The following is a 16300-nucleotide window of genomic DNA, read 5'->3' on the forward strand; positions in this document are numbered from 1 at the left end:
AAAGAGTCATATGAGGAGCTTTTATGCAAAAAACACTATTTACCAAATTAGCTATTATCGCTGGGCTTTGCCTTATCTTTGCCATCGGTCTTAGTATGATTGGCTCCGTTATTTACGAGCGGCAAACCTATGCAGAATCAGTAGTGAGAGAAATTGCGCAACAGCACGTCAATCCGCAAGAAGTCATTACCCCATTCATTGCCATTCCTACCACGGTCACCCCCGAATGCCAGACTGAAACGTCAGATACGAATCGTAAGTGCGCGGCTTCTTATACAAAGATCGAGACCATTTTTGCTAATCAAACCCAAGCGACACAAGATCTTGACGTTAGCACGGATACTTACCAACGCGGTATTTATCATGCAACCAGCTATAATGGGGCACTGACATTTGATCAAAACTATACTTTTCAAAATCATACTTTTGATGAAGCCATCACAAACTTGAGCGAATCGACAAGCGTAGCCAATCAAGAATTAGATCAAACCAGCACTGATAACACTGAAAGTAAAATAAAACCAGAGAAAACTACGGTTCACTGGGATAAAGCAAAATTAATCATTCCCATATCAGATCTGCGTGGCCTTGCTACTTTGCCAACAGTGACGATTGATAAAAAACCAATCAAAGCGACTTATCCGCAAATATCCATTATAAAAAATATAACCTACGTGGAAGTAGCTATTCCGCAAGAGGTTTTGATTCGCTCAGAAAAAAGCGTCACAGAAAAGCGTAATCAGATCATTGATATTATGGTCGATCTTCCATTAGCGGGTATAAGCAACCTAAATACTGTGCCGACTGGACAGAACTTTGGCCTGACAATGCGTAGTAACTGGCTGACGCCAAATTTTATCGGTAAAGCGTTGCCAAATACCAAAAAACTGACCTCCAAAGGTTTTGAGGCCAGCTGGCGAAATCAGTACCTGACTATTGCCAATAATCAAAATTTATCGCAGTGTGCCAGCATTGCTAATAGCCAATGTACTATTACAAGTCGGGCAACGTTTGATAGTACTTACCCGTCAATGAATCCTGGTACCAGTATGACAATGCAGGAAAACCTTGCCATATCAGACGCAGACACCGTACCTAATAGCTTTAGGGATGTGAGTTTAAACAGCTTTGGTGTGAGTTTTGCTGAGCCGAATGATGTGTACTTACAAACAGAACGAGCAATGAAATATGCCTTATTATTGATCCTCGTCTCATTCGGCACGTTTTTCTTATTTGAAGTGATCAAATCGAGCCGTATTCACCCTATCCAATATCTGTTGGTCGGTTGCGCATTATTTGTTTTTTATGTCTTGCTACTACCACTTGCAGAACAAATCATATTTTGGAAAGCCTATGCCATTGCTGCTAGTGCTTGTGTTGGGCTTATTGGTTGGTATACCTACTATGTTTTAGGTGGTATAAAACGAGCAGCAATATTTACAGGGACGTTGGCAGGATTATATGCAGCGTTTTTTGGCATCTTAACCACAGAAGATATGAATCTACTATTGGGTGCTGTTTTTTGCTTTGCCATTCTTGCCTGCGTGATGGTAATGACTCGTAAAATCGATTGGTATAAAATTGCCTAATACAATGAGGACATACTAATACAATGACATATCGGGCAGTTCTACGTTGGCGTCAATCAATTAGCGCACCTAGAACTGCCCGATAAGGTTACTATCTAACAATCTCGCAATTCAGAGCTTTGGCCCAGTTTTTACTACTGTTTTCACAGCGCTCGCACAGCTGGTTTTCATCAGTAATGTGGTCAACATGACCACAATGCATACAAGCATAAGACGTCCCTGCTTCTATTTGCTCGACTGCTTGATACTCTTTGGGAAAAAGCGGCATACCATACCTTGTTTTTTCGGGCTGATATAGCAATATGCTAAAGTTACCGTCTGTCTCTAGCAGTCCTGTCCGCACCTGCCCTAAATGCTCAACGCCTTGCTGACGCATTTCTGCAAAAAACTCATCATGTGACATCTTGCCTTTCTTAATCTTATCAAGTACTAGCACACCATCTTCTACAATATAAAGTGATTTGCCTTCCAAAAAATTTTCAACAGGATTAAACTTCATCATTGCCCAAGTACACAAGCGATAGAGTAGGATAACCGTACTCATAATCAGTACTGCTTGAATAATAGGCAAGTCTTCAGTAAACATGGGATCACCTGCAATAGAACCAAGTGACAAAATAATGGTCAACTCAAAAATAGAGAGCTGACGAACACCGCGCTTACCTGTAAATCGTAAAAACGAAATAATCAGTGTAAACATCACTACGACACGTATTAAAATCTCAATGGCAAAAACCCAAGTGGTGTCATGAATAAAAATACTTGCCCAATCCATATATCTCTTTCCTATTTATCATTTTTTAATGCATTAAGTTGAATATTGTCATTAGTTCCAATCAGCTACTTACTGATAGAGCCAATGAATTTAATAGTCACCTGTACCATTCAAGCGACTTATTTGCAGTAAGCACCGCAAGATCAAATAGATCGTGAGACAATCAATAACGCAGCTCAAACAAGACAGAGCGACCACGCCCTCTACTCGCTATTTTATTAGAAAAACAACTTAATCATTGTAGGAATTATTTTGAAAGCCACGATTTATACCACTGTTGCATTAATCGCATTTGCGGCGAATTCTTTGTTTTGTAGAATGGCGTTAGCGGATGACTATATAGATGCGTGGAGCTTTACTATCGTTCGTTTAGTGAGTGCTGCTGGTTGTTTGGGTATCATTATGATACTGCACGCCTCTCACTTACAACGTCAAGTGCGTAAGATGAATGACACTTCTAATGGCACACTTCTCGTGTTAAGCGATAAAGGCAGCTGGTTAAGCAGTTTCACCCTTGTCATTTATGCGTTATGTTTTTCAATTGCTTATGTAGAATTAGATACAGGTACTGGCGCACTGATTTTATTTTCAGCGGTTCAGCTCACCATGATTGGTTGGGGTATTTATAAAAAAGAGCAGTTAAGCGTATTGCAATGGACAGCATTTATTGTGGCAGTAGCAGGATTTATTTATTTAATGTTGCCGTCAGCAGCAATACCATCTCCATTGGCAGCCATACTTATGACGATCAGTGGTATCGCTTGGGGTATATATAGTATACGTGGCAAAACTTGCGTATCACCACTACGAGCCACTGGTTTTAATTTCATCAGAAGCCTTATCGCGGTTCCAATACTATTATTGGTAAGCCTGTATTACTTGGACAATATGGGACTCGCTACTGTCAATTTGAACAATGTCACGACCAAAGGAATACTACTGGCAGGCGCATCAGGCGCAATTGCATCTGGGATCGGCTATAGCATCTGGTATACAGCCATGCCACTATTGAAAAACACACAAGCAGCCATCGTACAATTATGTGTACCGATACTGGCAGCCATACTGGGTGTGGTCTTTTTATCTGAGCAGCTAAGCTTACCATTCGTGGTAGCAAGCACTGTCATTTTAGGCGCCGTTTTAACATTTACTTTAAGTAAAAAGACATCAAAAATATCAAGCTAAAGGCATCAATATCACTATTCATGATTTGTCTTTAGCTTACTTACTCACTTTTATCATTAGTTGAGTTGCCAATAAAAGGGATCACCGTAGACCTCTGCAAAGTAATCGATTAACGTTCTCACGTTTAAAGAAACATGACGAGTATTGGGATAAATAGCGGCAATGTGCTGAGTGGTGGTCTTCACAGCAGCAGTGTATTCAGGCAACAACTTTACCAACTGACCACTCTTTAAATGCTCACCAATCAGCCAGTCAGGAAAAAGCACGATCCCCATGCCTTTTAATGCGGTTACCAATAAGGACTCTGCGTTATTGGACATGAGTAAAGCAGGTGCTAAACAAGAAGTCCAATCCTCACCCTTGGTCTTGAAAAGCCAGCGATTCGGCCCCGACGACCCTTTATAAACCAACCCCTTATGATGAATTAAATCTGTTGGCGATTGCAGCTCTCCGTACTGGTTTATGTACTCAGGAGTGGCTGCCAGATGATATGTTTGCTCACCAAAAATCCGCGCATGAAAAGTCGAATCGTTTAATGTCCCAATTCTAAAAATAACGTCCGTTGGATAATGATGAGGATCGATAAAGTCATCAGTTAACGTCAGATCTATTTGTACTTTAGGATAGTGAGCGCTAAATTTTGGCAACCAAGGAGCGATGTGTCGTTGTCCAAAAAATACTGGCGCATTGATTCTGAGTAAGCCGCCTGGTTCTAATGTCCTATCCTGAAGCTCTTCTTGTGCCATGCTCATACTTTCTGTCATAGCATGGGCGTAGGTCATAAACACGCGTCCTGCTTCGGTAGGAATGACGGCACGGGTATTGCGATAAAAAAGCTGTTGCCCCAACGAATCTTCTAATTGTTTGATAATACGAGAGACCTTAGACGCAGACACCCCTTCTTTTCGAGCCACCACCGAAAAACTCTGAGCGTTATAGACACTGATATAGAAATGCAAAGTCTTTATGCTGATATTGTCGACGTTATTCATTTGTGCAACTTATGCAAAGGTCATTTCCACATTATAGCGTTTTTCATGAATATAAGCTCCTGTAGAATACCGCCATTGCTTATTAAGGATTTTTTTCATGCAAATATTATTGATACTTATCGTTGTGTTAGGCGGCATGGGGTTATCCGTTGAAGCGGGATTACTGGGCCCTTTAGGCGGTCAAGTTGGTGAATTGTGGGCGACATTGAGTATTTTCGGTGTTGGTGCAGCATTGACTTTTTTTCTTATGTTATTTTTTAGTCCACGCAATAGCCCTTCATTTTTCTCGCAACCCCCTTTGTTACTCGTTGGCGGAATTTTAGGTCCTATTTACGTGGTGGTCTTAACCGTCGTCACACCAGTCATCGGCGTTGCAATGACAATGATTGGCATACTTGCTGGCCAAATCTCAAAAAGTCTGATCATCGATCATTATGGACTATTTGGAACCACAGAAAGAAAAATAGACAATAAAAGGATCATAGCCTTGGTTTTTATCATTGCTGCACTGTTCTTTATGGCTAAGGGGTAAAATAGATGATGCTTATATTAATGATCGTATTGGCAATAATTGGCGGGGCTGCCTTAAGTGTTCAAGCGGCTTTAAATGGTCGTCTGGGTGGTAATGTTGGCGTATTCAAAAGCGCATTTCTCACCTTTTCTGTGGGCGCGCTAGTTACTGCTTTACTTATTTTCTTCTTTGAACCAAACCACTCAGTCACGTTAATGGACGTGCCCAAATGGCAGTTACTTGGTGCGCTTTGCGGTGTGCCTTATATCGTCATTATGGTAGTTGCAGTACAACGTATCGGTACTGCCGTCGCAACGGTAGCTGTCATTTTCGGTCAGCTTAGTATGAGCGTGCTAATCGATAATTTTGGTTGGTTAGGTAATGAAGTAATCACACTCTCGGGTAGTCGAATTGCTGCTTTGGTTTGTTTGGCAATTGCACTTTATTTTATTTATTCTAGTAATAAGTCTGAACCTAAAGCTGCTTAGTTACCCTTTGTTAAGTGCTAATCATAAGATGGTTGGTGTTATAGTCAATCCAAAAAAAGCATGGTACATCGAGTCATAATGTTCTAATTATTTTTTATTGATTGCTTGTGATTATTGGATTTTTGCGCTAATACTGACAATAGCCAAACTAAAAAGGATGAGCCGTTGCGGTTCATCCTTTTTAGTTTATATTATCTGTTATTGATATTGGCAATTTCATCATCAAGCTGTACACGTCGCTGCTTCGTATAAGTTGCTAAGCAACCATTGCTTGCCATTGGATAAGCACTGCCGCCACTAAAACCACGAGCTGAGAACTTACATGCTTTATCTCTAAAGTTAATCCATGCAAGCTGCGCTGTCTTTAATTGCTTTTTTTCACTAGCGTCTAACAGACGTTGTAAATCACTATAGGATTTATTCAATTTCCTGTCTTCCGTTGATAACTCAGTTGCCGTGCATTTATTGATATCTGCCTGAGTATTGGCATTATCACAGGCACTAGCAGCTGATGCTTGCGCCGTAGCAAACAGACCGACAGATAACAACGTTAAACCAGACAGCTTTCTCAAATTACTCGTTATTTTTTTCATGTAGCACCTCATTGTTATTCATAATCAGAAAATACTAGCATAGAGAACGTTGGGTTTTTATTGAGTCCTGTTAAGAAACGTCATTCACCTATCATGAGTCAAACGCCACTCTTATAATGCATTATTGGCCATCATTATTTACTGCTATCCCCTATACATTATAGGATCCTGAGTTTTTAGCAATTATGATATAACGCTTCTTATAAGCCAATTCTGTTGTTTAGAGAAACAGTTTTATAAGTGTTTATGGAATAAAAGTAAAATTTCATACTAAAAATTTACATTAATATACTGAATAAAAAAACTCACTGGCTTAGTATCAAGTGTCAAATCTTCCAATAATTAATATAAATAGGACTAAAAATCATGTCAAACAAATCACATAATAATAATGTAGAGAATAAGTCAGAAGATACGCCTACAAACAATGCAGTAACCTCTGTAGAGGTTTTAAAAGGAGACGACGTTATCTCAGAAGACCACCATTCTGATCAAGACGATAAATCTAGTAAAGATAATTTATTCGATAAAGATTATACGTCTAACAAAGACAGCAAGTCTGATAAGGATGACAAATCTAGTAAAGATGATAAGTCTAGCAAAGACGATAAATCTAGCAAAGATGATAAATCTAGCAAAGATGACAAATCTAGCGAAGATGACAAATCTAGCGAAGATGGTAAATCTAGCGAAGATGACACATCCAACAAAGATGACACATCTAATGAAGATGATAAGAATACAACGATAGCTAATATTTATCAGTGGGCTACCAAGCTTAAAGATGACTTCATGTCGGACAAAAGTAAGTCAGATGATAAAAAGTCAAGTGACAAAAAATCAGACGATGACACATCAGAAGACAATAAATCAGACAGTGATAAATCAGATAAAGACGACAAGTACAGTGCAACTGTCGCAAATATCTATCAATGGGCGTCAAAACTTAAAGATGATCTTAAGTCTGAAGCTTCTGGTATGACATATGGTGTTTCTGAAAAAGCGGTTGCTATGCTACTGAATAAACTTGTAGATGGTGTAGATGCTGAATTGGAAGCATTCGATAAAAAAGCTGAAGACTCTGAGCAGTCAGATGCCAATAGCAAAGAAGAACGTCAGAAGATCGTTGAGAAAAAAGAAAAATACCAAGGTATGATTGATCAATTAGAAAGCTAGTTAGAAACCTACCTTAAGCACATTTTGAGTGTATAAATCCAGTGTTAGGCGTTTGACTCAAAACGCTAGCACTGGATTTTTTATTGTCCTTTTTAAGTATATCGGTATCACAGTGGTAAACCCTGTTGGCATTAAAAGTACAATTAACGATGCAACATGTTTTTAACCCACTAATACAACAGGTACAGGCTATTTCAATATGCCTCGTTATTACCTTCTATCTCCTATCTTCCATCCTCCATCCAAAAAAGATTGACTCTATATGTTAATTCATAATAAAACATATATTATATTCATTATTTAGAATATATAGAGGTACTCTTTTCTTTATGCATGCTCATAAGAAGAACTATGGAGGAACCGCCATGATGTATTTAAGCTACACTCTCAAATGCTGGGCATTAGGTGTCACTTTTTTCTTAGTTTTTTACTTCATGGTGGTTATGAGTGACCCAAGCTTTAGCAAATATATTTATATGCTGGCGCTTAGCACGTTGCTATTTCCTATTGCTAAGCGCGCCATAGATGCGATGACAGATTTTTTTACATCAAAAAATGTATTATTCGACAGCTTATTACTTTCTATGTTGCTTAATATCATTATTTGGATATTTACTCCATTCATCGTGGCGCTAACTGTGATTGCATTTATATGCTATAGCATAGGTGTGATGACAGAACATATCAGGCATTAACATTTTTAAATAAAAAGGCGGGATTAACAATTGCTAATCCCGCATAAACATTGGAAATACTTTTTGCTTTTAACCCACCTTGTCCCACATTTTACTCAAGCGCTTCGGCGATACTGCTACACGGGTTTTCATCGGCTGAGCAAACAGCTGGATACGATACTCCTCCACCATCCAGCGATATTCGCTGATAGCTTCTTTATCCGCACGTCCTGCCAAGCGCTCCATATGCAGATCCAACGCATAAACCCCATCCAAATCAGCATCCAGATTGTGCTCGAGTCGCTCAAGACGAATCTCTAAGGCTTCAAGATAACGCGGATATTGCTGCCAATGACTATAATCCATTCGATAAACAAAATCGGCCAAATGCAAATCTTCTAACTGATCTTCAATATCTTCGATAGACTCACCAAATATCTCACGATCCAGCATCAATAATCCTTGGCGGATACGCTGCCAGCGGGTATAGACATTTTTTAGGGTTTTTATCACGCTTTGACCCGTCAATAAAAAGTTACTTGTTACCACGTCTAGCGTTTTCTCATACTCTTCGGAGGTAAACGGCAGCTCCTCACTCAGACCGACAGCGATGCTATCGGCACTTTCAGGTATATCTGTACTGTGATCAAATAGTACATAATGTTCTTCGAGCGCGGCGTCTAGTGCAGCATCAACAATGATGGTTTTGAGCTTCTCCATGTCGCCAAGCGGGGCAAAGGCCAGTTTAAATATTTTATCTATTTGACTGGTTAGCTGTTTTTTCTTTGCACCAAGCTTACCTTTAATTAACGTCAAAACACCAATGCGGTGCGCCTGCAATGCTGCATTGACGTCCGTATATTGATGAATGGATACAGCTTCTCCTGCCTCATCAGCAACCAATGCCGAAAACTGCTTCATCACCACGCCTGCACTGTGATGATTCTTACTAAAGGCAAAGTGCTCCGGAAACTCTGTATGAACGCCCTGCTGCTCGGTTACTGCTTGGCTGGTCTCAGATGCATGACGAATCTGTAGCGTTTGCAGATCGCGACCCTTTTCGATGATACGGTTTTTATCATCGACCACACTGATTTGTGGCTGCAAATAACGATCAATCGACGACGGATTGAAGCTCTCTGGCGTTACTGACATGATGCCGCGACGGTTTAGCGCTTGGCACAATTGCTTTAACAGCCCTTGACCACCCGTAGGCTGCAACTCATCAAATAGACTGTCAGCCGTATCCGGAATGGGTACAATTTGACGGCGAATATCTTTTGGTAATGACTTCAATAACTGCAATACCAATTCAAAGCGCCAGCCAGGCACACCCCACAGTAGCTCAATAGCATCGAGCTGTGGCAATGCCGCAAGTGGCACACGAATGGTGACCCCATCGTCATCGCTCGCTGGATCAAAGACGTAGCGCAGTGGCAGTTTTAAATCACCCAATTTCCATACTTCTGGAAAGTCGCCCGTCGTTGGGGCTTGGCTATTTAGCACGTCGTCATCCGTGAAGAACAGATGCTTGCTATCGGTTTTTTCGACCTCTGCACGCCAGTCTTCAAAAGCTTTACGGCTGGCAATGTGAGCTGGAATTTTTTTGTCATAAAACTGATAAAGCGACTCTTCATCAACCAACAAATCACGACGGCGCAACTTGTCTTCAATGCGCTCGATATCTGCGATTTTATCCATATTGTGTTGCAAAAATGGGGCAGCGCGACCCAAATTACCGGTTACTAGACCATCGCGAATAAAGATTTCTCGAGACTCGCTCAGATTGACTTGCTCATAATTAGTCAACTGCTTGCTGATAATAATGAGACCAAACAAACTGATCTGCGCATATGCTTTGACACGCCCTGTCTTTTTCGACCAATGCGGCTCAAAGTAGTGATATTTTAACAAGTTGCCTGCCGCTGAGATAATCCACTCAGGCTCGATTTTAGCGACCGTACGCATAAAGACTTGGGAGGTTTCTACCATCTCAAATGCCATAACCCAAGGTGGTACTTGTTTAAACACAGTACTGGCTGGGAAAATTTTGGCTTTTTGTTGACGCGCCGCTAGATACTCACCGCGATTTTCAGTTTTATGGGCGATAATGGACAATAAGCCCGTTAATAGCGCTCGGTGCAAGTTGGCGTATTTGACCGCTTTGAGTTCTTCATCCTCAATCGCAGTGGGATCACTGGTAACAGCTTCAATTGATGTGCTTTTAGCATTGTTTTGATCCGCAGTTTTTGCGTCACTCACATCGGTCAGCTTAAGCTCAGTCACCATTTGCACCAATTGACGATGCGTCTGATGCCATTCGCGCACACGCGGGAAGCTAAGATAGTTTTTCTTCGCAAATTGCTTACGCTGATTACCAGACAGCTTATTGCCGTCCTCATCTTTTTCAAACAAAGCCTTCCATAGACTCAAATAGAACAAGAAATCAGAATCATCTTGACGGAAAACCGCATGCTTCTGATCAGCCTGCGTGCGTTTATTCGCAGGACGTTCGCGCGGATCTTGTACAGCGAGCGCGGCAACCACGATCAGCATCTCACGAATACAGTCAAAATCAGAACCAGCGACTAACATACGTGCTAGCCTTGGATCAATTGGCATACGTGCCATCTGCTGACCGATACGAGTCAGATTGAGATGGTCCATGCCTTTTTTGGCTTTTGGCTTACTGGTTTGATTGGTAGCAGATTCACTTTTGGCAGTGATTGCACCCAATTCATCAAGTAGCTTATGACCATCAGTGACTAGACGACTATCAGGTGGTTCGATAAAAGCAAAATCATCCACGCTACCCAGACGCAGGTTTGCCATCTGTAAAATAACAGATGCTAAGTTGGTTCGCAGAATCTCCGGCTCTGTAAACTCCGGACGACCACTAAAATCTTCTTCACTATACAGTCGGATACAGACACCAGGTGCAACACGACCACAGCGACCTTTACGCTGATTGGCAGCGGCTTGCGAAATCGCTTCAATCGGCAGACGCTGCACGCGCGAGCGATACGAGTAACGCGAAATTCGTGCGAAACCCAAATCAATCACATAACGAATACCGGGAACCGTCAATGCCGTTTCGGCAACGTTAGTGGCGATGACGATACGACGACCACGACCTGATGGTTGAAAAATACGCTGCTGCTCTTCATAAGTTTGCCGCGCAAATAGTGGCAGCACTTCAGTGTGTTTGGGCCCATGTCGTACAAGCACTTCTTGTAACTCACGAATCTCAGCTTCAGTGGCAGCAAAGATCAAAATATCAGCTTGATCGGCATGGCCTTTGTTTTGAGCATCACTAAAGCACTCATCGACCGCTGCTACTACAGCACGTGGCAGGTTGTCTTCAAAGTCATCATAGCTGTCATCGTCAGAGCTAGTAACAGGCTCATCTGTGAGCGGACGATAACGAACCTCTACTGGAAAACTACGTCCTTCGACATTAAAAATTGGTGCAGGGACTTGGCGCTTCAGCTTGGCATCGTAGTGACTAAAATATTCACTAAAACGTTTGGTATCGAGCGTTGCTGACGTGATAATGACTTTTAAATCAGGGCGCTTGGGCAGCATCTTTTTGAGATAACCCATAATGAAGTCAATATTTAAACTGCGTTCATGTGCTTCATCAATAATAATAGTATCGTATTTACTTAAGAAGCGATCATGCCCCAATTCTGCAAGCAAAATACCATCGGTCATAAGCTTGACGACGGATTGGGCTGAGCCTTGCTCATTAAAGCGAATCTTAAAACTGACTGTATTGCCTAACTGCTCACCCAATTCTTCAGCGATACGGTTTGCCACACTGCGGGCTGCCAATCTTCGTGGCTGTGTGTGCCCTATCTGTCCTGTAATACCGCGACCTGCCAGCATGGCAAGTTTTGGTAACTGCGTTGTTTTACCAGAACCCGTCTCACCTGCCACAATAATGACTTGATTATCAATAATGGCTTGTACCAAATCTTCAGCCCGTTGACTAACGGGTAAATCGAGGTTTAACTTGTTAGGTAAATCATCAGGAATACTGTCTATACGAGCCTGCACCATTTGCTGTGAGCGGCTTTTTATTTTGTCATATTGGGTACGTTTTTTAGAGAGAGCGTCGTCGGTTTTATCGTTATTCGTACTCTTGGACTTTTTACTGTTCACTGCCGTACGCGCCAACTCTCGCTCTAGACGGCTTAAATAGTAGCTGTCTTTGGCAAGTACTGGCAAATCAGTGCTATCAACGATTGGAGATGGTTTCTTACTATCTACGATAGTTGAATCTTCATTGTTTGGCATTACTAATTCTTTTTCTTCTTGATCATTATTTATAGTAGAGGCGTCTAAAGTTGTATTTTTTGGAGTGTTGGGCATATTTACTTAGGCTATTTATTATGTAGAAGTGATTAGATTATGGGGGTATTCTAGGTGTGATTCAAGTTGAACATAGTGTTTGGTTAAAGCTAGAAATACCTTTGCAATATTAACCCAGGCTTCTTATGTGTTTTTGCTGCCCTAACGTTATATAGACACTAAAACGATGAAAAGTACTATCCCAATACAAATACCGACAATAACCCACTTAATAAATTCTTTGATCAATTTTTTCAAACCTATGAGCCTTATCTTTATGAGTGAGTGACTTATTGAGTATGGATACTAAAATTAATCACTAACAGTATAAATTGTCTGCTGATTAGTAGCAGCGCCCATAAAAAAGGTATGTATTTGCTGTAAGGGCAACCTAGGAAAAGGCAGGTGTAGGGAAAGTATTAATTTTTCTAGCGCCTCCATCTCATTCGCTAAAGCTTTAGCAGTTTCAGGTTGAATCTGCGGATTGTCATAAAGAGTGTCAATTAACCACGTCAATTGTGGAAAGTTAGCATTAACATGGATCTGGTACAACGTGGGTAAGATGTCATCTGAAATTTGGCATCGCGTTTTGCGGATCATACCGCTTTTGTAGTACATATCTAGAGACATATTATGATAGTTTCCTTAAATTCTTAATACTTAAATAACCTACGTATTCTTTATCTTCTTTAATTTCAATATTGCTCGTCTCCATCTCAATGATAGGCTCAATCAAAAGCTGAATGTTTGAAACAAGATCACCGACGTTATATATATCGTCTATATCTACCTCAAATTTATCATCAATATGCGAAGCAGCATCAAAGAATGAGTTTTTATCTTTAAAGGTAAACGTTTTATAAAACTCACTCTGTTTCGCTTGTTTAATTGCGTCCGCTTGACTGGCAGCTACAACAAGTAGTTTATAATGAAACTCTTCAAAACTCCCCTGCTGATAGCCGCCCAAGTTTATAAAAAATAGCTTTAAATCAGAGTTGTTTTCTACTTGCTCGTTTGTCTCAATCAATTTAATTGTATAGTTATCAACTTTAGTAATGGCACGATACGAGTCAATATGCCATTTATTTTTTACATCCGGCCAATGATTATTAATATCGGTTATCAACTCAGGTAGCTGACCTGCCACGCCAAAGAAAATATCGTGCTGTTCAATCAAGCGCCCTTTGGGACGACCGCCTAGTTGAACCATATAGAGAGTCAGCATGTTGTGTAGTCCTTGTTAAACAATAATTTTTGAATGATGTTTTATTAATAGTTTTATGGTTTGACACCAACCGATATACCAATCTAATTATATTGATAATACTCGCCCTGTCTTTAAGGCAAAAGCCCAGTCTTTACGACCATTTTTTAGAGCCAATCTTGCTGCTGCTTCGTGGTCATAAGCCACCTTTATATGCTCGGTCTGCCAATGTTTTCTCTGCTCGGTCTCAACACATTTGATCAGTACATAATTCGCGTGAGGCGAATAAGTTTGCATCTTATGAACGATTGGTAAATTATCTTCATAGGCTGGATAACCTACACTACCTGTATTAATAACAAGCTGCCCTGATGACAATGTGACAGTACGTGGGATATGGGTATGACCACAGACAATAATTTTGCTTTCAATGTCACTTAGCAATGACAAAATAATTGCATCATCACGTACCATTGGCGTCCCTGTGGTGATATCTTCAAGTAAATATATCATGTCGTCGGTTGGTGACCCATGGCACAGATAGATATCTTTATTTAAATGACAGTCAAATGGTAACGAGCGCATCCATTCAATCGCCTTTTTCGGTAAATCTTTGACAATAAAATCCAGTGTCAAATTGTCAGCAATGTCTGCTTCAGTCGCCTCATAAATTTGTCTGTCTTGATTGCCACGAATGGTAACGATCTTATTTTGATGCGTCATTAGTAAATCATATGTCGCCTTAGGAGCAATAGGCCCGTATAAGATATCACCCAGATTGACGATTTGATCGACATTACGGTGTTGAATATCAGCAAGTACTGCTTCAAGCGCAAACACATTGCTATGAATGTCTGAAATGGCAGCAATTGTGCTCAAATTCTTATTAAAATAAGTCACTTTTTCCAACTTTTTTCCAAAGCATTATTTTACACGGCCTTTAAGAATAAAAGTGAATAAAAAACCCAATCTTCCATGAGCATGGAGACATTGGGTTTCTATTCATTACTATTGCAGCGTTGAAAATCGCTAGGCTATATTAAGAAGAAGTATGCCCATAAACCGACAACAAGGGTCGCGATAATATTGAGAATAACACCTGTACGCACCATTTCTGTCTGTTTTATCAGGCCAGTACCAAATACGATAGCATTTGGAGGCGTGGCAACTGGTAGCATAAAGGCACAAGAGGCGCCAATACCGATGACCAATACTAAGACTTCATGTGGTAAGCCCATCTGCTCAGCAATAGCCGCAAATACTGGTACTAGTAGTGCTGCCGATGCAGTGTTAGAGGCAAATTCTGTCAAGAAGATAATAAAGGCCGACACGGCAATCATGACCACGATAAGTGGTGCAGAAGACAGTGCGTTTGCCACCGTTTCACCCAGCACCAGCGAAGCGCCTGAAACCTTCAAAATCGTCGATAGTGCGATACCACCACCGAACAACATGAGAACGCCCCAATCAGTGTTGTCAGATACTTGCTTCCATGACACCAGACCGAGACTGACCACTGCTACGGCTGCTGATAAAGCAACGACCGCATCAGTATCCGTAATATCTAAGGCTGCTCCGATTTGTTTGGAAAGTATCCAACTCAACGCAGTAACAATAAAGACGATGATAGTCACGATGCGAGGTTTGTTCCAAGCGATTGGTTCGTCTTCATTCAATGTGATGGTACGATTCAGGTTCGGTTTTAGATATAAATACATTGCACCTAGTAATAGTGGCAATAGCACCAACATCATTGGAATACCAAATTTCATCCAATCAACAAAGGCAATATCGAGTGCTTTTGCAGCAATCGCGTTTGGCGGTGAACCAACGATAGTACCCAAACCACCTAGACTCGCTGAATAAGCAATACCCAGTAGTACGAAAACGAAGGTACCACGATCTTTTTCACGGTCAACTTGCGTCAAAATACCGAGTGCCAATGGCAGCATCATCGCTGCTGTGGCGGTATTCGATATCCACATTGACAGAAACGCCGTTACACCAAATATCAAAAATACAGCGGTACTCAGTTTGCCACCAGACAGTGATAAAATCTTTAGCGCAATTTTTCTATCCAATTGTTGCACATGTAGCGCTGCTGCTAAAGCAAACCCTCCGAAGAACAAATAAATAGTCGGATTGGCAAAGCTCTGTAAGCCAATCTCAGCATCAAAGTCCGGTATGCCAATCAAAGCACCCAACACCACGACCAACAAGGCAGTAATCGTAACGTGTAGTGCTTCCGTTAGCCAAAGCGCACCAATAAAGAATAACAGCGCCAAGCCTTTGTTGGCATTAATATCAAATGGCAGTACATTATAAATAATCATAGCAACAATCGCTGCAATAGCAACGACTATCAATCCTTTGCCTGTACCCTTTGGAAAGGTATCAGTAAATAAATACTCATTACCATCTTTTGGAAGATGGCTATCTAGTTTTTGCTCTGACATGAATTGTCCTTATTGTATTCAGAGTGGTCGTGAAATTGAGACTTACGACAATACGCGCCAGTCATAAACTGTCGTTGCATTAGCTCGGTAACTATTTGGGCGTTGCCATAATATCAGAATTATTTGTAGTCGAATATGCTCTGATTACATTTCGTACGATTGTCCACACTATCTGGCTTTATAAATATCTCTTTTATATTTCACTAGTGTTAATTTTTGTTTCTGACTACTTTTTATCTTCACACTTTTATTTGTGATGATTAACGTATCAAAATTACATAAAGCCTTCAAACATTCATCATTC

14 protein-coding genes are annotated in these 16300 nt (G+C 40.8%); 6 read left to right on the forward strand and 8 right to left on the reverse strand.

The annotated features are described in order from the left end of the window. Window positions 1-23: 23 nt before the first annotated feature. The gene (creD, locus tag FW759_RS01110) at window positions 24-1589 is read left to right on the forward strand and encodes a cell envelope integrity protein CreD (protein WP_446441936.1); all 1566 of its coding nucleotides are present in this window, start codon (window positions 24-26) and stop codon (window positions 1587-1589) included. A 91-nt stretch (window positions 1590-1680) separates the two neighbouring features. On the opposite strand, the gene FW759_RS01115 is transcribed toward creD, so the two are convergent. After that, window positions 1681-2364, reverse strand: coding sequence for a DUF421 domain-containing protein (locus FW759_RS01115; RefSeq protein ID WP_062844636.1), 684 nt, complete (start codon window positions 2362-2364; stop codon window positions 1681-1683). A 252-nt stretch (window positions 2365-2616) separates the two neighbouring features. Here FW759_RS01115 and FW759_RS01120 point away from each other — a divergent pair, with 252 nt between their 5' ends. Further along, window positions 2617-3549 carry a DMT family transporter gene (locus FW759_RS01120; protein ID WP_446441937.1) on the forward strand — a complete coding sequence of 311 codons (933 nt, stop codon included), beginning with the start codon at window positions 2617-2619 and terminating at the stop codon, window positions 3547-3549. Between the two features lie 56 nt (window positions 3550-3605). Here the strand turns inward: FW759_RS01120 and FW759_RS01125 are convergent, their stop codons facing one another. Next, window positions 3606-4541 carry a LysR substrate-binding domain-containing protein gene (locus tag FW759_RS01125; protein WP_446441938.1) on the reverse strand — a complete coding sequence of 312 codons (936 nt, stop codon included), beginning with the start codon at window positions 4539-4541 and terminating at the stop codon, window positions 3606-3608. 97 nt (window positions 4542-4638) lie between these two features. On the opposite strand from FW759_RS01125, the gene FW759_RS01130 reads away from it, so the two are divergent. Then, entirely contained in the window at window positions 4639-5073 is a 435-nt protein-coding gene (locus FW759_RS01130) for a DMT family transporter (protein ID WP_062844639.1), read from the forward strand. Between the two features lie 8 nt (window positions 5074-5081). Then, window positions 5082-5540, forward strand: coding sequence for a DMT family transporter (locus tag FW759_RS01135; protein WP_062845914.1), 459 nt, complete (start codon window positions 5082-5084; stop codon window positions 5538-5540). A 191-nt stretch (window positions 5541-5731) separates the two neighbouring features. Here the strand turns inward: FW759_RS01135 and FW759_RS01140 are convergent, their stop codons facing one another. Then, entirely contained in the window at window positions 5732-6133 is a 402-nt protein-coding gene (locus FW759_RS01140) for a lysozyme inhibitor LprI family protein (protein WP_443568168.1), read from the reverse strand. Window positions 6134-6499: 366 nt separating this feature from the next. On the opposite strand from FW759_RS01140, the gene FW759_RS01145 reads away from it, so the two are divergent. Together FW759_RS01145 and FW759_RS01150 are read left to right on the forward strand one after the other, a co-directional pair. Next, window positions 6500-7309: a hypothetical protein gene (locus FW759_RS01145; protein WP_446441939.1), complete on the forward strand. Its 810-nt coding sequence runs from the start codon at window positions 6500-6502 to the stop codon at window positions 7307-7309. A gap of 365 nt (window positions 7310-7674) precedes the next feature. Beyond that, on the forward strand, window positions 7675-8004 hold the full coding sequence (locus FW759_RS01150; protein ID WP_443571093.1) for a hypothetical protein: 330 nt from the start codon (window positions 7675-7677) through the stop codon (window positions 8002-8004). A gap of 69 nt (window positions 8005-8073) precedes the next feature. Here FW759_RS01150 and hrpA read toward each other — a convergent pair whose 3' ends face one another. The 5 genes from hrpA to FW759_RS01175 all read right to left on the reverse strand — a co-directional run bounded on the left by hrpA (window position 8074) and on the right by FW759_RS01175 (window position 15996). Further along, window positions 8074-12282, reverse strand: a complete 4209-nt coding sequence (gene hrpA, locus FW759_RS01155) for an ATP-dependent RNA helicase HrpA (RefSeq protein ID WP_446442115.1) — start codon at window positions 12280-12282, stop codon at window positions 8074-8076. A gap of 366 nt (window positions 12283-12648) precedes the next feature. Further along, entirely contained in the window at window positions 12649-12966 is a 318-nt protein-coding gene (locus FW759_RS01160; protein ID WP_446441940.1) for a hypothetical protein, read from the reverse strand. A 1-nt stretch (window position 12967) separates the two neighbouring features. Next, a complete protein-coding gene (locus FW759_RS01165; RefSeq protein WP_446441941.1) occupies window positions 12968-13561 on the reverse strand; it encodes a DUF1543 domain-containing protein in 594 nt (197 codons plus the stop codon). Between the two features lie 87 nt (window positions 13562-13648). Then, a complete protein-coding gene (locus tag FW759_RS01170) occupies window positions 13649-14440 on the reverse strand; it encodes a metallophosphoesterase family protein (protein WP_446442116.1) in 792 nt (263 codons plus the stop codon). 134 nt (window positions 14441-14574) lie between these two features. After that, window positions 14575-15996 (reverse strand): SLC13 family permease, encoded by a 1422-nt coding sequence (locus FW759_RS01175; protein ID WP_062844644.1) that lies wholly within the window; start codon window positions 15994-15996, stop codon window positions 14575-14577. Between the last annotated feature and the right edge of the window lie 304 nt (window positions 15997-16300).

The organism is Psychrobacter sp. 1176_08, from assembly GCF_052850615.1.